Origin of the sequence: uncultured Methanobrevibacter sp. (assembly GCF_947166415.1) — an archaeon.
Lineage (GTDB): Archaea > Methanobacteriota > Methanobacteria > Methanobacteriales > Methanobacteriaceae > Methanocatella.
Window position 1 is genome coordinate 24,150 of record NZ_CAMVEE010000016.1, and the last position, 18,695, is coordinate 42,844.

General features: G+C 37.9%; 17 protein-coding genes. 6 read left to right on the forward strand and 11 right to left on the reverse strand.

Annotation, left to right across the window (positions count from 1 at the left end; genetic code table 11):
* Positions 1-97: 97 nt before the first annotated feature.
* A complete protein-coding gene (gene thiC / locus Q0W25_RS04885; RefSeq protein WP_298519607.1) occupies positions 98-1,372 on the forward strand; it encodes a phosphomethylpyrimidine synthase in 1,275 nt (424 codons plus the stop codon).
* A complete protein-coding gene (locus Q0W25_RS04890) occupies positions 1,372-3,030 on the forward strand; it encodes an ATP-dependent DNA ligase (RefSeq protein WP_298519610.1) in 1,659 nt (552 codons plus the stop codon). Before thiC ends, Q0W25_RS04890 begins: the two co-directional genes overlap by 1 nt.
* On the opposite strand, the gene Q0W25_RS04895 is transcribed toward Q0W25_RS04890, so the two are convergent.
* Positions 3,027-3,659: a queuosine precursor transporter gene (locus Q0W25_RS04895; RefSeq protein WP_298519613.1), complete on the reverse strand. Its 633-nt coding sequence runs from the start codon at positions 3,657-3,659 to the stop codon at positions 3,027-3,029. The genes Q0W25_RS04890 and Q0W25_RS04895 overlap by 4 nt on opposite strands.
* 85 nt (positions 3,660-3,744) lie before the next feature.
* Between Q0W25_RS04895 and Q0W25_RS04900 the strand changes: the two genes are divergently transcribed.
* Both Q0W25_RS04900 and glmM (Q0W25_RS04905) read left to right on the forward strand, forming a co-directional pair.
* Positions 3,745-4,143 carry an OB-fold nucleic acid binding domain-containing protein gene (locus tag Q0W25_RS04900; protein ID WP_298519616.1) on the forward strand — a complete coding sequence of 133 codons (399 nt, stop codon included), beginning with the start codon at positions 3,745-3,747 and terminating at the stop codon, positions 4,141-4,143.
* Positions 4,144-4,207: 64 nt separating this feature from the next.
* On the forward strand, positions 4,208-5,572 hold the full coding sequence (gene glmM / locus Q0W25_RS04905; protein ID WP_298519619.1) for a phosphoglucosamine mutase: 1,365 nt from the start codon (positions 4,208-4,210) through the stop codon (positions 5,570-5,572).
* A 172-nt stretch (positions 5,573-5,744) separates the two neighbouring features.
* Here the strand turns inward: glmM (Q0W25_RS04905) and Q0W25_RS04910 are convergent, their stop codons facing one another.
* Genes Q0W25_RS04910 through glmU form a run of 5 tightly spaced genes read right to left on the reverse strand, consistent with a single transcriptional unit; the run spans position 5,745 to position 10,485 of the window.
* Entirely contained in the window at positions 5,745-6,881 is a 1,137-nt protein-coding gene (locus Q0W25_RS04910; RefSeq protein ID WP_297827285.1) for a tetratricopeptide repeat protein, read from the reverse strand.
* A 17-nt stretch (positions 6,882-6,898) separates the two neighbouring features.
* Positions 6,899-7,606, reverse strand: coding sequence for an anaerobic ribonucleoside-triphosphate reductase activating protein (locus tag Q0W25_RS04915; protein ID WP_298519623.1), 708 nt, complete (start codon positions 7,604-7,606; stop codon positions 6,899-6,901).
* Positions 7,606-8,706 (reverse strand): histidinol-phosphate transaminase, encoded by a 1,101-nt coding sequence (hisC, locus tag Q0W25_RS04920; protein ID WP_298519626.1) that lies wholly within the window; start codon positions 8,704-8,706, stop codon positions 7,606-7,608. The genes Q0W25_RS04915 and hisC overlap by 1 nt, the downstream gene beginning before the upstream one ends.
* 3 nt (positions 8,707-8,709) lie before the next feature.
* Entirely contained in the window at positions 8,710-9,192 is a 483-nt protein-coding gene (locus Q0W25_RS04925; protein WP_297827277.1) for a gamma carbonic anhydrase family protein, read from the reverse strand.
* Between the two features lie 12 nt (positions 9,193-9,204).
* Positions 9,205-10,485, reverse strand: coding sequence for a bifunctional sugar-1-phosphate nucleotidylyltransferase/acetyltransferase (gene glmU / locus Q0W25_RS04930; RefSeq protein WP_297827274.1), 1,281 nt, complete (start codon positions 10,483-10,485; stop codon positions 9,205-9,207).
* 165 nt (positions 10,486-10,650) lie between these two features.
* On the opposite strand from glmU, the gene Q0W25_RS04935 reads away from it, so the two are divergent.
* Positions 10,651-10,818 (forward strand): rubredoxin, encoded by a 168-nt coding sequence (locus Q0W25_RS04935; RefSeq protein WP_297827271.1) that lies wholly within the window; start codon positions 10,651-10,653, stop codon positions 10,816-10,818.
* A gap of 45 nt (positions 10,819-10,863) precedes the next feature.
* The gene (locus Q0W25_RS04940; protein WP_298519631.1) at positions 10,864-11,874 is read left to right on the forward strand and encodes an acyltransferase; all 1,011 of its coding nucleotides are present in this window, start codon (positions 10,864-10,866) and stop codon (positions 11,872-11,874) included.
* A gap of 38 nt (positions 11,875-11,912) precedes the next feature.
* Here the strand turns inward: Q0W25_RS04940 and glmM (Q0W25_RS04945) are convergent, their stop codons facing one another.
* The 5 genes from glmM (Q0W25_RS04945) to Q0W25_RS04965 all read right to left on the reverse strand — a co-directional run.
* Positions 11,913-13,250, reverse strand: a complete 1,338-nt coding sequence (gene glmM, locus Q0W25_RS04945) for a phosphoglucosamine mutase (protein WP_298519634.1) — start codon at positions 13,248-13,250, stop codon at positions 11,913-11,915.
* Between the two features lie 8 nt (positions 13,251-13,258).
* Positions 13,259-14,497, reverse strand: coding sequence for a 2,3-bisphosphoglycerate-independent phosphoglycerate mutase (locus Q0W25_RS04950; RefSeq protein WP_298519637.1), 1,239 nt, complete (start codon positions 14,495-14,497; stop codon positions 13,259-13,261).
* Positions 14,498-14,588: 91 nt separating this feature from the next.
* On the reverse strand, positions 14,589-15,284 hold the full coding sequence (locus Q0W25_RS04955; RefSeq protein WP_297827260.1) for a TIGR00297 family protein: 696 nt from the start codon (positions 15,282-15,284) through the stop codon (positions 14,589-14,591).
* A gap of 266 nt (positions 15,285-15,550) precedes the next feature.
* Positions 15,551-16,471 carry an Ig-like domain-containing protein gene (locus tag Q0W25_RS04960; protein ID WP_298519641.1) on the reverse strand — a complete coding sequence of 307 codons (921 nt, stop codon included), beginning with the start codon at positions 16,469-16,471 and terminating at the stop codon, positions 15,551-15,553.
* A gap of 97 nt (positions 16,472-16,568) precedes the next feature.
* On the reverse strand, positions 16,569-18,695 hold a 2,127-nt coding region (locus Q0W25_RS04965), incomplete at its 5' end, for a hypothetical protein (RefSeq protein ID WP_298519643.1).

The following is an 18,695-nucleotide window of genomic DNA, read 5'->3' on the forward strand; positions in this document are numbered from 1 at the left end:
TTTAATCAATTATTTATATGATATCAAAATATATAAAATAATTCTATATACCTTAAGAACAAATATATTACTGATTAGTCAACATGAGGGATGAAAATTGACTCAAAAAAGTGAAGCTCAAAAAGGCAACATCACCCCTGAAATGGAGTATGTTGCAGAAAAGGAAAATATTGATGTTAATAAATTAGCTAATTTAATAGACAAGGGATTAGTTGTAATTCCAAAAAATATCAACGGCCATTCAACACCATGCGGTATTGGAGAAGGCCTGAAAACCAAAATCAATGCAAATATCGGTTCATCATCAAAAATCGATGATATTGAACTGGAAGTCAATAAAGCGAAATTGGCTCAGGAATATGGTGCCGATGCCTTGATGGATCTTTCAACCGGTTCCGATTTAAAGCTATTCAGGAAAAAGATAATGGATGCGGTTGATTTGTGCATAGGAACAGTGCCAATTTATGAGGCGGGCGTTGTTACCTTAGGCAAAAACAGGGAAATAATTGATATGGATCCTGACGATATCTTTAAAGCTATCGAAAATCAGGCAAAGGAAGGGGTGGACTTCATGACACTCCACTGCGGAATCACCAAAGACTTGGTTCAAAAACTGAAAGATGCAAAAAGAATGATGGGTATCGTGAGTCGTGGAGGAACATTCATGGCATCATGGATTAACCACAACGACATGGAAAACCCATTATATGAAAATTACGACTATCTTCTGGAATTATCCTATGAGTATGACATTACATTATCCTTGGGCGACGGCCTCAGACCAGGATGTCTGGCCGATGCAAGCGATATCCCTCAAATTCAAGAGCTTGTAAATCTCGGAACATTGGTTAAAAGAGCTCAGGACGCCAATGTTCAGGTTATGGTTGAAGGACCTGGACATATGCCATTGAACCAAATTAAAGCCAACATGGAAATTCAAAAGACAATCTGTCACGGAGCACCGTTCTATGTATTGGGTCCGCTGGTAACTGACATTGCACCCGGATATGATCACATCACAGGAGCAATAGGAGGAGCAATTGCGGCAGCATCAGGCGCAAATTTCCTATGCTATGTAACTCCTGCAGAGCACCTGTCCCTGCCAAGCCTTGAAGATGTAAAAGAAGGAGTCATTGCATCAAAAATAGCTGCAGAAGCTGCTGACGTTGCAAAAGGACTTGACTCAGCATGGACCAGAGAACGTGCAATGGCACAGGCCAGAAGGGAATTTGACTGGGAAGCCCAATTCAATTTGGCTCTTGACAAATCAAAACCAAGAAAATACAGGGACAAATGCGAACTTGACGATAATGAAATGTGTGCAATGTGCGGAGAATATTGTGCAGTAAAAATTGCCAAAGGAGATTTCTAATGAAGTATCAGGAATTGGTGGACGTTTACTCCGCTCTTGAGGCAACAACAAAAAGACTGGAAAAGACTGAAATAATAGCGGAATACCTGAAAAAATTGGATTCCGACACCATCGAAAAAGTCGGATTGTTGATTTTAGGCGTTGTATTTCCGGCATGGAGTTCTGAAGAAATCGGAATTGGTGGAAAATTGGTTGAAAGGGCGGTTGCTGAAGCTGTGGGAACTACCCAAGCCAATGTAGAAGATGCTGTTCGTGATGAAGGAGACATTGGCCTTGCATGCGTTAAACTGTATGCCAAAAAGTCCCAAATGACCTTTTTCTCACAACCGTTAACAATCGATTTCGTTTTCAATAGCTTGCGCAAGTTATCCCAAATCAGTGGTTCAAGGTCAACCAACCGTAAAATCGCAGTCATTTTGGAATTGCTTTCACAGGCAAGCGCAACAGAAGCCAAATACCTGACAAGAACAATCACTGAAGAGTTAAGAATTGGCGTCGGCGACGGGGTTGTCAGAGACGCAATAGCTCAAGCATTCAACATTGACAAGAAGATAGTTGAAAGGGCGCAGATGCTTACAAACGACATGTCAGTAGTTGCAAGAACCGCCAAGGAACAAGGCGCGGAAGGCCTGGAAAAACTTAATCTTACACCAGGAACACCAGTCAAGCCAATGCTTGCACAGCTTGCACCTCCTTTGGATGAAATCATCCCTGAAATGGGAAGGGCAATCTGTGAAACAAAATACGATGGAATCCGTCTTCAGGTTCACAGGAACGGGGATGAAATCAAAATATTTACCCGCAGGCTTGAAAACATTACCCATGCACTTCCAGAAATCGTCGATTTGTTTGACGAACATCTTCCTCATGAAAACTATATCGTGGAAGGGGAAGTGATAGCTACAAGGGACGGGAAACCGCTGCCTTTCCAGAACATCCTTCACAGGGTGAGAAGGAAGCATAACGTGGAAGAAGCTATGGAAAACGTTCCATTAAAATTATTTTTATTCGATGTGCTGTTCTATAAGGTTCCGATGATAGATGAACCTTTACAGACAAGAAGAGACACATTGGAAGAGATTGTTGATACAAGCGTTGATGAAATGAACTTGAGTACAATGCTTGTTGGAACACCCGACAACATAGATGAAATCCAAAACCTCTTTGAAACATCAATTGAAGGAGGTCATGAGGGAATCATGATCAAGGACGCTTCAGAACCTTACATTCCTGGACTCAGAGGCAAAAAGATGCTCAAGTACAAGGCGGAACCTGAAACCCTGGACATGGTTATCGTCGGCGGAACCTACGGAATAGGAAAAAGGGGAGACTTTGTCGGATCTTATCTTGTGGCTTTGAGAGATGAAAATGATGACTTCAAAACAGTGGCTTACGCCGCGACAGGCCTTGATGATGCTACCCTCGAATATCTGACCGGAAAAATGAAGGAACTTGAAATTTCAACAAAAGGCCGTGAGATTACCGTAGAGCCAAAAATAGTTTTGGAGATTGCATTTTCCGAAATCGTCGAATCCCCAGAATATGAAACCGGCTACTCACTGAGATTCCCTGTCGTCAAAAACATAAGAAAAGATAAAAGTCCAATGGATGCGGACACCGTTGAAAGGTTAATTTCCATGTATAACACTGGAAATTAAATCTCAGGCAACGCTTTGACACGTGCGATGACTGTCCTTGTTAGCGGATAAACGATTATTTCATATACAGTCTTGAATAAAGCCTGCATAACAATCATCAAAATCAAAGCTTCGATAGGCATTGTTCCCAAAAATCCTATTGTAATGAATATCAGGGCATCCATACCCTCACCAAAAAGTGTTGAAACTATGCATCTGAAAAATAGCTTATCCTCATCCCATTTTTTTAAATAGACCATCAGTTTTGCATTTACGATTGAACCTACCAGATAAGCTGCAAAACTAGCCACCAAAAGCCTGAAAGTGGAACCCAAAACAACAGAAAACGCCTCAGAATTTTCAAAAAACACCGGTGCCGGAAGCCAAATTGTAATTGTATAACAGATTACAGCAACAAGATTCATGAAAAAACCAAGCAAGATTACTTTTCTGGTTTTCTCATAGCCGTAAACCTCTGCCAGCACATCGTTGACTATGTAAATTATTGGAAAAATTATTACACCACATGGCAGGACAAATGAGAAAAAATCGAATGTCTTTCCCGCAATGATATTGGATACAATCAAACATGCAGTGAAAATACCCGTCAATGTTGCATACAACTCGGTCCTTGTCAAATTTTCAAACATAATCCTATTATATTTTTAATTTCTTATAAATTTTACAAAATGAAATCCTATCAGCTATTTTTACCATTAAAATTAATAAAAACTCATGGAAATCACTGATGAAAAATTACTGAAAATAGCTTTAGTCACTTCCCTAATCGGAATTATCGGCCTTATAATATTCACTCCCACAATTGAAGTCAAGGAAATTGACATTAAAGACATAAATAGGGGAATGATTGATGAGGAAGTCAAAATAGACGGAGTAATACATGACATCAGCCAATCAAAATCCAAAAGCAGCTATTTCTTAACCATCAATGACGGCACTGGCCAGATGCAATTGATAATTTTCAAAACTCAAGCTGCCGAACTTCAGGAAAATCATTTGGACATCACCGATTTTAAAAACAGGAAAGTCGAAGTTGTTGGCAAAATCACCGAATACAAATCACAATTAGAACTCATATTATCCTCAAAGGATAGTCTAAAAATCATTTCCTAACAAATACTTATTTATTGATTAAACTTCAAAAATATTATAGAATAAATTAATAGGATTTAATAACATGTCTGATAAAAAAAGATTATTCGGAACTTTTGGAGTTAGAAGAACAGCAAACGATGTTTTGACTCCCGAGTTTGCATCAAGGCTTGCCGCCTGTTATGGAACTCTAATTCAAGGCACTGTAGCTGTTGGCGGAGACACCAGAACATCCTCCCCTATGCTGAAGGAAGCTGTAAAAGCAGGACTTTTGTCTTCAGGATGTGATGTTGTGGATTTGGGAATCCTACCCACACCCGGAGTCCAATATGCCGTTCGCAAATATTACGACGGTGGAGTGATGATTACAGCATCCCACAACCCTCCAAAATATAACGGACTTAAATTTTTAGATGAATATGGAATTGGAATTCCTGATGAAATGGATTTTGCGATTGAAAAATTATACTTTGATGAAGAGCCAAAAAGAGCACATTGGTCTGAAATCGGAGAATTATATCAAAACGACAAGATTATTGATGAATATATTGAAGAGGCAATATCAAAAGTGGATGTCCAAGCCATTCGCGACGCCAATTTGAAAGTCGTTGTGGATTGCGGTTCAGGAGCAGGATCATACACCGCACCATACCTTATCCAAAAATTAGGATGTGATGTGACCACCCTCAACTGTCAAGCTGATGGATTTTTCCCTGGCCGTGACCCTGAACCTATCGAAGAAAATCTGCAGGAACTGATAAATGTCGTAAAAGAGCTTGGAGCCGACATCGGTCTTGCTCACGACGGAGATGCCGACAGAACCATCTGCATCGACGAAAAAGGCAATTTCGTTTTGGGAGATAAAACATTCACCCTTGTTGAAAAGCAGATGCTTAAGGAAAACAACGGAGGAACAATCGTTACAACAGTTGCAACATCACAGGCCATCTATGACATTGCCGAAGAGTACAACGGCGAAGTTATCGCCACTGCAGTTGGAGACCTTCTTGTAGCCAGAAAACTTAAAGATGAAAACGGATTGTTCGGAGGAGAGGAAAACGGAGGTTTGATTTTCCCGGACTTTGTCTACGGAAGAGATGCAGTGATGACCGTGGCCAAGATTTTAGAGATAATAGCTAAAGAGAAAAAATCATTGTCCGAACTTGTCAGCGAGCTTCCTGTTTATTATGCAAGCAAAATGAAAATCGAATGTCCTGATGACCAAAAGGAATTTGTCATGGAAAGCATTGCTGAAGAAGTGAAAAGCACTACTGACTTTAAATTGGACCTTACAGACGGTGTTAAAATCCTTAAAGATGATGGCTGGGTAATCATCAGACCATCCGGAACAGAACCAATTTTCAGATGCTTTGCCGAATCCGACTCCCAGGAAAAGGCAGATGAAATGACAAATTGGGGAATCGATTTAATCAAGAAATACAAAAAATGAAACACGAAAAAACCATCACCAATTCAAATCAATTAAATGAAATATAGAGTTCATTAAAATAAAACAATTTTTATAAAAGTAATTTTAATGAAATGATTTTTTTAAATTAAATAAGTTGATGTAAAAATTTAAAAATAAAATAATGGCAATCTACATCGATTGAGAAAAACACCTAATAGTTTTCCAAACATTCCTCTTTTAAGAAAAATGCATCCTCATTATCTGGATTTCTAAGCAGCACCTGATTGAAACTTTCTACAGCCTCTTCAAACTTGCCCAATTCCATTAAAACCACGCCTTTATTCAATAAAAAGTCGATGTTATTTTTTTCAAGGGAAATGGCCTTATTGAAACATTCAAGAGCATCATCAAATTTTCCCAAATCGATGAATGCATTTCCCATCCTATTGATGGCTGAAGCATCCATTTCAGAATCGTCCAGACAAACTTCCACGGCCTTGTCAAATGATTCGATAGCTTCCTCAAGTCTTCCCATGTCAGACAAAAGGTTGCCTCTTGCATTCCATACTTCAGGATTTTCTCCATCGATGATGATGAGCTTGTCATACACCTTCAAAGCCTGGTCGTATCTGCCCAGCATCTCCAGGATAAATCCTCTCCAGTATAACACTATTGGGCTGCTGGGACGGAAGTTATATGCTATTGTGCTGGCCTTATAGGCTTCGTTGATGTTTCCTGAGTTTAAAAGGGCAATAGCCTTGTTGTTCAAAATGTATACATTGTCAGGTTCTATTTCAAGAGCCTTGTCATAACAATCAATTGCATCAATGAATCTGCCTAACCTGGATAGATTATCTCCCTGCTTGTTAAGCAGATAGACATCGTTCGGGTCGATTTTCAAAGCGGCATCATAGCACATTGTTGACTTGTCAAACTTTCCGCTGTCAAAAAGAATATCTGCCCTTTTCATAATCATGGCCTTTTCATCTATCTTATCGCCTTTCCAATCATCGATGTGCAATTTCTCAAAATGAATTATCTGGAACTGATCAGAACTGTCGATTCTTCCACCATACATCTTCTTGAATTCCCTCAACATGTCCTTTGAGTCTTTGAATCCTTCTTCTATGGCCAGTTCCTCATTTCCTTCAATTTCGCTAAATGGAATGTCTTCAACATCAGTTACGATAGCTTCAAAAATTTTCATTTTTTCCTTGGACACAAGATTCCAATAGCAATAGAGCCTGTCTCCTTTTTTAAGAGGAGTCTTCCAAGTCTTACGTATTGTTCTAGTTTTTTTACCGGTAATTACATCTATATCATTGCTAGAAAACGATAAAATTGGCATAAGACACCTCCATAAAGTTAAATTATTTGCTCTCCGAATTCAGAAGTCTTCACTTTCACCTGACCGTCAAAATACGGTTTGATTTCTTCAGCTAATTTTATCAGGTCGTGAGGATTTGGATTTTCAACCTTTTCCAATGCAGGATCCAATACGTTTTTATTTCTAAATTGCTGAATAGTATAGATATCGGCTTCGATTTCATCGACAATATTGTGGATGTCCTTTTTGGATACTAATGTCGGAACATATGTTGTTCTTGCTTCCAGATGGACATCAGGATATTCATTTATTAATTCCATGGATTTTTTAACATTGAATCCAACATTTGCGCCGGTAATCTTTCTATACTTGGAAAAGACTGTTTTGATATCGAGGGAAATGAAATCCAACAAGTGCAAATCCAAAATCTCTTTGAGCTTGTCGGGATAGATTCCGCTTGTATCAAGTTTTGTCTTGAGTCCGATTTCACGAACATACTTGAGTATTTCGATGACTGCATCGGTTTGAACCAAAGGTTCTCCTCCGGAAATTACGATTGCATCCAAAAAATCGGCAGAGGAATCTATTTCCTCTTTTACCTTTTCAAAAGACCACTCCGTGTTATCTTCCAAAAGTTCAACATTGTGACAATACTTGCAAGCCAGCGGACATTTGGACATGAAAATGACTAAAGACATGTTTCCATGAAATTCCACTGACGATATGACAGTTCCGCCTATGTACATTAGTTTAAGACCTCTTTTATAATTTCAATGAATTTCTTATCCTCTTCAAGGGTGCAGATACTGATTCTAATCCAGTATTCATCCAACCCTTTAAAGGAAGTACAATCTCTTACAATAATTCCGCGTTTCATAAGTTCTAAAGCCAATTCTTTTGCTGTAAATCCGGTATCCTTTATGCGGATTAGCATGAAATTGGACTTGGATGGGAATACCTTAAGTGAATCGATTTTTGATAATTCATCGTATAAATATTGTCTTGACGCTATTCCTTTTTTGATTGATTCTTCAATGTATTCTTTGTCTCTAAATGTATTAAGTGCTGCAACAAAAGATAATCTTGTTAATGAAAATACCGGCTTTATTCTATGCATATGCTCGATAATTTCGGCACATGCCAAACCGTAACCGATTCTCATTCCTGCAAGACCTAAAACTTTAGACATTGTACGGATGATGAAAATGTTATCAAATTCATCTATTAAATCTTTATTTGTAACTTCAGAGTATTCGAAATAAGCTTCATCAATGATGATTAATATTTCAGGGTTTTTGGAAGCAATATCCACCAATATTTCCTTATCGATTAAAGTGCCTGTAGGATTGTTTGGGCTGCACAGGAAAATCATCTTGGTTTTCTCGCTTATTGCCTCATAAATGGAATCAAGATCCAATTCGTTCTTATCCAAATCCCATTTTGCATAAACCGGATGAGCCCCATACTGTTGCAGCAGATATTCATAGTACATGTAAGACGGCAGAGGGACAATGAACTCGTCGCCTTCATCTATGAATGTCTTTGCCAGAACATCGATGATTTCATCGGCACCGTCCCCTCCAATGATAACCTGATTGTCGCGAACACCACTGTATTCGGCAATTTCGCTCACCAGCTCTTTAAGCTGTGATTCAGGATACCTGTTGATTGAATTGATTTCTTTCTTGATTGCTTCAACGGCTTTTGGAGAGGGACCCCATGGATTTTCATTGGATCCTAACTTTATAATATCATCCTTATTTAAATTGAATTCTTCTGCAATTTCATCCTGTGATCTTCCCGGAACATAGGAATCCATTTCATCTACAATTTGCCTTGGTTTCATATTTTAATCTTCCTTATACTGTTTGGAAAGTTTTACATAATTGTCTGCATTATTTTGAATAAGCGCTATTTGTTCTGGTGTAACTTCCTTTACTGCCTTAGCCGGAACGCCTAAAATCAGACTGCCTTCAGGAAATTCCTTGCCTTCGCTTACAACCGCTCCAGCACCGACAATCGAATTTTTAGATATGTGGGCTCCATTCAAGACTGTGGCATTCATTCCAATCAAAACATTGTCATCCAATTTGCATCCGTGAACAACAGCTCCATGACCTACTGAAACATTCTTTCCAATTTCAACTGGAAATCCTCGAGTGCAATGAACGACGCAATTGTCTTGAACATTGGAATTGTCACCAATGGTAATTGAGTCTGTGTCCCCTCTAATGACGGCTCCATGCCATATGGAGACATTTTCTCCTAATTCAACATCACCAAATACCTGTGCGCCTGGGCATATTATAACAGAGTCTTTTTTATTTTCCATAATATCGCCAAATTATTTCTTTGCTTTTTTATCTTGGATAATATGATTTTGTTTTACCAATACGCGAGTATCGGAGGGTACATCATCATACAACAAAACCCCTGAACCGATAGTGGAGTTGTATCCAACTTTAACTCCTGGAGAGAAGCTAGAATTGATTCCAGTTTTAACGGAATCCCCAATAATGGAACCTAGTTTACGTCTTCCACTATCTATCATCTGATCTTTAATCTTGGTTTTAACGGAACGGTTATCGAAACGCAAGTTTGCAATATTAGTTCCGGCAGCTATGTTACAGTTGGATCCTATGACTGAGTCACCAACATAACTCAAGTGGCTAACGTTGGTGTTTTCCATAATGATTGAATTCTTGATTTCAACTGCATTTCCCACATGAACATGGTCTCCGAAATAGGAATTTCCCCGAATATATGAATTAGGACCTATATCACAGTTCTTTCCAATGTAAACGTTTCCTTCTATGTATACTCCTGCCCTGATGATACTGCCTTCATCCAAAAATATTTCTCCGTGGATATGGGCTCCTTCCTCAATCTTTCCTTTGATTTCGGTTTTGAGCTGACCAATAAGCTCTTCATTAACTTCAATTAGTTCCCAAGGGCGACCTACATCAATCCAATCCTTATTGGTTTTATGACCAATAACGGTTTTTCCGTCTTCGATTTGCATAGACAGGGAATCTGTAATCTCATATTCTCCTCTTTCGGAAATCTCCGTCTTTTCAATTTTATCGAAAATATCCTTGTTAAAGATATATATGCCTGCATTTACCAAATTACTTGGAGCTTCTTCCCTTTTAGGTTTTTCAACAATCTTTTTGATGTTCCCATCCTCTATCTCAACAACACCAAAAGCTGAAGGGTCCTCCACTTCAGTCAAAACCATCAATGTGTCAGGCTTCATGTAATTATATTTTTTAATGATTTCCTGAATGATTTCATTGTCCAAAATGATGTCTCCATTTAAAACTATTATGCTGTCTTCGATGAAATCTTTACCGTAGGAAATCGCATTTGCAGTTCCCAGGAAATCCTTTTGAGTTTTATAGGTTATGTTAACTCCGAAATCACTGCCGTCACCAAAATAATCACGAACCATCTCTTCCTTATAACGTACAATCAACAGTATTTCAGTAATCCCATTGTCCCTTAATGATTCTATGTTATATTGGATAATCGGCTTTCCGGCAACCGGCAACATGGTCTTAGGCTTTGTAAGTGTTAACGGCCTCATTCTAGACCCTTCACCAGCGCTTAAAATAATTGCTTTCATTTTATATTATCCCCTTTATAAAAATTTCTTATAATGATATATGTTTAACTATTTACTTATTTATTAATTTTCCTAAAAAAATAACCAAATTTTAAATATTAGTTAAAATAAACTAAAAATTACATTAGCTATGCTGATAATAAAAAAATTAAGGAGATTGTAAAAATGACTATCTATGTATGTATGCACTGCGAATACAGATTTGATACAGAAAAAGGTGACCCTGCATATAACATTCCTGCTGGAAAAACTCCTGCAGACATGCCAGATGACTGGGTTTGCCCAGAATGTGCAGCTCTTGGAGTTGAAGCATTCATTGCAGAAGAAGAATAGAACCTCTTCTTCTACAAAACTTTTTTTAATTTTTGTCAGATGTAAATGAAAACTGAAAACAGAATTTTTTATTACGATTTTTTAAGGGCTTTCGCTATCATTGCAATCATATTATGCCACGTTGACGGCATGATAGGCTACAGCTTTAGAAGCTTGAAGCTTGCGCTGCCGGGACTATTTACAACTGTTGCACTGACCGGCGTTCCCCTGTTTTTTATGCTGAGCGGAGCACTGTTGCTGAATAAAAACTATTCTCTGGAAGAATTCTATAAAAAGAGATTTACAAGAATTATCTATCCGTTTTTCCTTTGGATTGTGATAACAAGCATCGTCGGAGTCGTTTTCCTCAACTGGACAGATACAGAAATATTGAATTTCATTTTTGGAATCAACACCCCTACATGGTATATCTGGTCATTGATTGGAATTTATCTGCTGATGCCCGTGATAAACGCCTATTTGAAAGAATATGACTTGAAAGGTCTGGAGATATTTCTGATTATATGGGTCATAACCCTTCTGTTTAATTCATACGAGCCGTTATTGCTGAAGCCGTTGGAATTGAGATACTTTTCCGGATATGTCGGCTATGTGGCTTTGGGATATTACCTTGACAACAAGCAATTCAAACTGTCCGACAAGAAAATCTTATATTCAAGCATTGCGGTTTTTGCCGTTTCAACACTGATCCATATGGTTAACATGTATTATCAATTGAATCTCTACACTGAATACTACCAAAACATCATAATAGCCACACAGGCCGCAAGCCTGTTTTTGATGATAAAATACTGGGATAAATGCTCATTAAATCCTAAAAGCATTTATAACCGTATCAAATCAAATTTCATTGGAAAGATGATTGTCAGCATAAGCATCTGCAGCTATGGAATGTTTCTTGGACATTACATAATACTCCAATGCATCAAACCGTTGAACATACACTCACTAAAGCTGTTACCGGTGATTCTGGTGATTGTGGTATTCTTATCATGGATAATAACTTATGCATTCAGCAAAATCCCATATCTCAAAAGAATATCTGGAGCGAACTGAAAATATAAGCAAAAAAAAGTTAAAAAAAGAAAATTTAGCTATAAATTTTCCTTAATTATTTTTACGCAGGCATCCCTAATGAATTCTGCTCTTTTCTGATCTCTTGATTCCAAGGTTATCCTGACATAGTCCTCGGTTCCGGATGGTCTTACCAAAACCCAGCTGTCATCTTCAAATGTTAGTCTGACACCATCAATGGAATTGACTTCACGAATGTCATCGAATTCTGAGGTGAGCAACTCTTCCATGTTTTCCATTACTTTAATCTTTGCTTCAGCAGAACAGGTTATCTTTTCACGGATATTCGGATATGAAGGAATAGTTTTTAATAATTCGGACAATTTTCCATCCCTTGAAACGATTTCAACCATTTTTAATCCTGACAGAATACCATCAGGACACATGCAGAAGTACGGATGCAACCATGTTCCGGAAGGTTCCCCTCCAAACGCGGCATCTTTTTCTATTATAACCTCAGCAACGTTCACATCACCGACTTTAGTCCTTAGAACTTCACCTTTCACTGATTCGTCCATGCAGAGTCCCGCATCAACAGTGGTTACAATATCCCCTTCGAATTCCTTTGACATCAAGGCCAAAAGGGAATCGAACGGTGAAACATTACCCATCTCATCAACTGTAATCATCCTGTCGGCGTCGCCGTCATGTGCAATTCCAAGATCTGCGCCGATAGCCACAACTGTCTTCATTAATGTCTGAAGGTTCTCTTCATTAGGTTCAGGGTTTCTTCCTGGGAAAAATCCGTCTGGCTGAGAGTTCAGGGTAGTCACTTCGCATCCTGCTTTTCTGAATACTAAAGGTGATATTTCGCTTCCTGCACCGGATGCGCAATCGACAACTACTTTCAAACCTTTTTTAATGTCAACCAAAGAAACCAAATCATCAATATATTCCCCTTTAATTTCTTCATTGATACTTAAAGTACCCACTTCATCCCAGTTTACGGATTTATAGGATTTTTCAGCATATATCCTTTCGATTTCAGCTTCCTGAGCTGAAGTATATGCCATCCCGTTTTTATTCCATAATTTGATTCCGTTATATTGTGAAGGGTTGTGAGATGCTGTCAGCATAATCCCCGCATCAGCATCCAATTTTTCGGTAGCATATCCAACCAGTGGAGTTGGAACCATACCTATCTTGATTACGTCAACACCGCTTTCAAGCAATCCTGCGCAAATGGCCTGGTCCAGCATTTCATTTGTAGTTCTGGTGTCGTGACCTAAAACGACAGTTCCCTTGTTGCCCAAATACAATGCCAAAGATTTACCTACATTCAACGCGAGCTCACAGGTTACTTCAGATCCGACTTTGCCTCTTATTCCGGATGTTCCAAATAGTTTTTTTGCTACCATTCTATCACCTATGCTCCGAATTTGTGGGCATAATTCATTAAATCCATCATGATATTCATTACATCAGAACCTCTGATTCTGCAAAGCCCTCCTTTTGCACATGCAACTTCAGAGAATTCTTTTACATCATCCACCCTTACTTCAGGACCCCTTATCAATACAGGCACGGGATCTCCGGAGTGGTTCATTACTGAAATTGGGGTTGAATGATCAGCAGTCAAGAAAATGTAAACATCTTCAAGTTTGATTAATTCGCTCATAACAACCCTGTCCACTTTTTCAATGAATTCCTTTTTCTCCATGGTTTGGCCGTCGTGGCCAGCTTCATCTGCACCATCGATATTTATCAGGAAAAAGTCGTGGTTTGAGTTTTTAACTTGGTCTATGATTGTGTCACGGATATTATCCAGATTTGTATCGATTCCACCAGTAACATCTTCCATTTCAATGATGTCCATTCCCGCAAATCTTCCGATACCCATGATGAGACCTGTTTCTGCAATGCATGCGGAGTTGATTTCGTATTTATCATTCAATGAATCGACAACAGGCACTGCACCTGCTCCACGAGGGATAACTATGTTTGCTGGAGGCAAACCTTCTTCGATTCTTTTCAAGTTTACAGGATGGTCTTTGACCATTTCATAAGTTTTTTCGACCAGCTTGTTCAGGATGTCTGCAGTCTTTTCGGCTTCAGGTGTGCCATCCAAAGCCTTTACCTCTTTAGGTTTGTTTCCTTCGACTTTAGGATCTGCATCGCTTACCTTATCGGAGAGTCCTTCTCCCCTTAAAACCAAAACTGCCCTGTGACCGGTTGATTCCTTAAAGATTATTTTAATATCAGGATAATCCTCCAAAACCATTTTGTTCAATTCGTCAACGATTTCTTTGGTTCCCTCTTTGATTCTTCCTGCACGCCTATCTGTTACAACTAAGTTTTCATCAGCGGTTGAAAAGTTGCATCTGAATGCAATGTCTCCCGGAAGAACATCTACACCAACACCATTGGCTTCAAAAGGTCCCCTTCCAGTATAGACCTCATATGGGTCATAACCTAAAATAGAGATATGGGCTGTATCACTGCCCGGAATTATTCCTGGAGCAATTGAGTCCATAATACCAGTAATTCCTTCCGCCGCCATCTTATCCATATTCGGAGTGTTTGCAGCTTCAAGAGGGGTTTTATTACCTAATTCCTTAATAGGACGGTCTCCCATACCATCCATAATTAATATAATTCCCTTCATAAATATCACCTTAAATTATACTATTATAGATTTTATTCTTCAATAGTTAAATAATTTATTTTAATTGAAAAAAAATTAGTGAAAAAATAGTTTAGATAAGAAAAATACCAACAATAGCTCCTACAATGGTAGCTATTAAATTAACATGCTCGTTGGTCAAAAGATCCCTGTTTTCAAGAAGTGCACCAAGAATACTGTCTGCAAAGCAACCTATTGTTCCTGAAATGATTGAAACAACTATTGCGGAAAACGGATTTGCAACAATTCCTAAAAGATATGCTGAAATACCTATTATTGCAGCACCTGCAATACCTGCCGCTGTCCCCAATGTGGATACTGCGCCGTTAGTACCTGGATCGACTTTCTGAAAAGTGGTTATTAAACGAGGCTGGTACAATACTCCAATCTCTGAAGCCAAGGTATCTGCTGTTGCAGTAGCTATTGCACCTATAAAACCTCCGACAAACGGAAGGTAATAACCTCCAAATGCCGCCATGAAACAGGCTACAACCCCATTTGAAATAACGTTTTTGGATGTTCTTCTTCCTTCAAATTCACCCAAGGACATTTTATACTTTTTGGAGTATCTTGTAGCAAGCAAGGATAAAACTAAAAATAGAACAATCAATAACAGCCAATTAGCCCCCGCTGAGAAAATGATTATTACACCCATTATCACCATAACTGCTGATCCGAACAAATCCAAAGATTTTCGCTTGTATGTGATAAATGCCAAAATAAATAAAAGGATTACATATATCCAGTTTATCGTTACAAATTCAACCATATAAACCACTCTCAACTTCAATATTATAATATGTTCAAAATCATATAAAAATATTTTTTCATGCTCCAAACGGAAGATGATTTTGAATCAATATACTTGAATATGGGTGCAAAATAAAGTATATTTAATTGAAAAACTATAATAATACTTACAATTATATTCAAAATAACGAATACTTATTTTCAAATTGAAAAATTATTATTTGGTAATCTATATCAAACAGTTAAAATGAATCAATTTCTAAAAAAATAATGAAAAATAGAAGATTATTTTTTGAATCTTCTAATTTGAGTTGAAGTTAAAACGACCAATATCAACAGCAGTGCAAATATTGGATTTCCTGTCGGATGATCCGCCAAGTTGACGCCGTTAGCTGAATCTTGACTTCCGCCATTTCCAGCGTGATTGCCGTTGTCGTCATCATGGAAAGTAACAATAATGTCTGTTATGGTGTTGTTTGCTTCATATTTCTTATCTCCAGAATATGATGCTTCAACATTATAATCTCCTTTTTTCAATCCTGAGATTTCAAATACTGCTTTTCCATCTTCAACATAATTTGTGTATTTTTTGCCGTTTACACCAATAGTTACTGTACCTGTTGCATCACTAGGAACGCTTACAACAACTTTTACAACATCTCCAACATAAATGAGAGTGTCATTCAATACAGTAATGTTCATTGGAGTGTCGTTTCTGGTTACATAGTAAACAGTTTCAACAGTCTTATTAGCATATTTAGGATCGCTTAAAGTAGCATTGACTGTGTATTTGCCTTCAATGTCTTTTGTGATATTGAATGTGGCAACCCCGTTTACAATAGTGGTATTGATAGCAGTAGTGCCGTTTACCCAGATAGTCACATTTCCTGTAGCGTCTTTAGGAACATTTACTGTGATAGTTGTGTTCTCACCAACTTTAACATCAACAGCAGTCACGTTCATTACATAATCATCCACTTTAGTGACATTAAGGCCTTTTACAAGTTTTGCTGAAGCGTTAGTGTAATTCTTATCGCCACCGTAGTTTGCTGCAATATCATATTCTCCAACAGGTAAAACATCAACAGTTATTCTGGCCACGCCATTCTCATCAATAGTGCCAGTGTAGTTCTTATTGTTTACAGTAATGCTGATGTCACCAGTTGTTCCTTGGGCGATAATTTTGCTAATGTTCCTTATTATCACGAACTCAAGGTTTGAAAAATATACTGAATATTAAAATGTAATTTAGATTAATTTATAAAAAAAAAGAAAAAAAGAGAATTAAAAAATTCTCGAAAATTTATCTTTTGCGATATACTCTGTTTGAAACTAATGTTATTAATGCTAACAACAAGATAGCAATTGGATTACCGGTTGCTCTAGTATCAACAGTTGGTTCAGATACAACTTTGCCTGTTCCGTTTGTTTCATTATTTTCATTCTTCTCAATCTTTATCAAGAAGGTAGTAGTACTATCATTGTAATAATCGTTTCCGTGATAATAAACAACAGCTACAGTGTCATCTGCAGGCAATACAACATCTTTAAATATTGCAACGCCGTCAACAACATCAGCAGTGTAAGATTTACCATCAATTACTAATGTAGCAGTACCATTTTTAACAGGGTTGTTATTTTCGTCTACAATTTTTACAACGATATCCTTTTTCTCTCCTTCTTTGCCTGTGACATCATCAGCGGAAGGTTGAGTGTTAAGTTTATCTACATGTACATTAATTGTAGTGCTAGATGGATTATAATAATCATTACCGTTATAGTCAACGGTTGCTACATAATCCCCTGGATTTGGTAATACAACGTTTTTAAATACTGCTTTTCCATCTTTAACGGTTGCGGTATAAGTTTTACCGTTTAATGTTAAAGTAGCAGTGCCGTTTTTAACAGGTTTGTTGTTTTGGTCTAAAACATCAACAGTAATGTCTTTTTTATCTGCAGGTTTGCCTGAAACGTCATCACCATCAACAGTGGTGTTGAGTTTCAAGATAGTGACAGTAGACTCATTTTGAGCTGGATCTCCGTCATCACCCTCATATGTTGCAACATCAGGATATACTCCCGGTGCTCCAAGTTTGACATTTTCGAATACTGCTTCGCCTTCATGAACATCAGTTGTATAAGTTTCAGCGTTAGCGCCTAAAATAGCGCCCATAGAAACAGCAAGTCCAATTTTACTTCCATATTTACCAATTGAAGCGGCTTGTCCGATTTTGTTATCATAATTGATAACCAAGGTAGCAGTGCCACCATCCACAGGACTGCCTGTTTCATCTGTAACATGGGCAGTAATATTAACAATTTGACCAGTGTAACCAGTGATAGGATCAAGAACAATGTAATATACGTGTCTTATGTGTATTTTAGAAGTATTAGTGAAACTAGTATGGTTATTGTCTACTTCAGTGGTTAATTTAACAGTGTAATCACCAGCAGCTAAACCACTAGCATTAATAGGGCCTTCAGGTCCAACAGTGCCGTTAGCAATGGAAACACCTCTGCTGTCAATGATTTCATAAGTTACGCCTGTAGCGTTAACTGATGAAACAGGAATTAACACTTCATCGCCAAATGTAGCGATAATGTCTGGAGCACTGACTGTTGAAGGAGCCTTCAAGACAGTGACTCCTGTTACATTGTTAGCAGTATTATAGAGTGTTTCGTTAACTGTGTTGTTATATTTAACGGTATAATTGCCTGCGCCTAAACCACTGATAGTAACAGTTAAATCATCAACATTGATAATTGCAGTTGTGACTGTTTGATTAGTATCAACATTTACAATCTCAATGCTTCCAACATCAATACCTGTGGCATTTTGAATACTAAACTCTAAAATAACAGACGCATTGTAAGTAACGGTCTGATTAGGAGCTTGAATAGTGGAATTAGCCTTCAAGACACAAACGCCAGTAACATTATCAGCAGTATTATAAAGTGTCTCATTAACAGTATTGGTGTATTGAACAGTATAATTACCAGGGATTAAACCACTAATAGCAATATTATATCCGTTAACGGTAACAGTAATGCCAGTAACAGGATTGCCATTAGCATCTAAAACAACAATACTTGCAGGATCAACACCAGTAGCATTCTCACCAGTAGCAACTAAAACAACAGTAGCATTATAAACAACAGTCTGATTCTCAGCCATAATAGTGGAATTAGCCTTCAAGACACATACGCCAGTAACATTATCAGCAGTATTATAAAGTGTCTCATTAACAGTATTGGTGTATTGAACAGTATAATTACCAGGGATTAAACCACTAATGATAATGGTATCATTACCCTGAACAGTAACAGTAATGCCAGTAACAGGATTACCATTAGCATCCAAAACAACAACACTATCAGGATCAACACCAGTAGCATTCTCACCAGTAGCAACTAAAACAACAGTAGCATT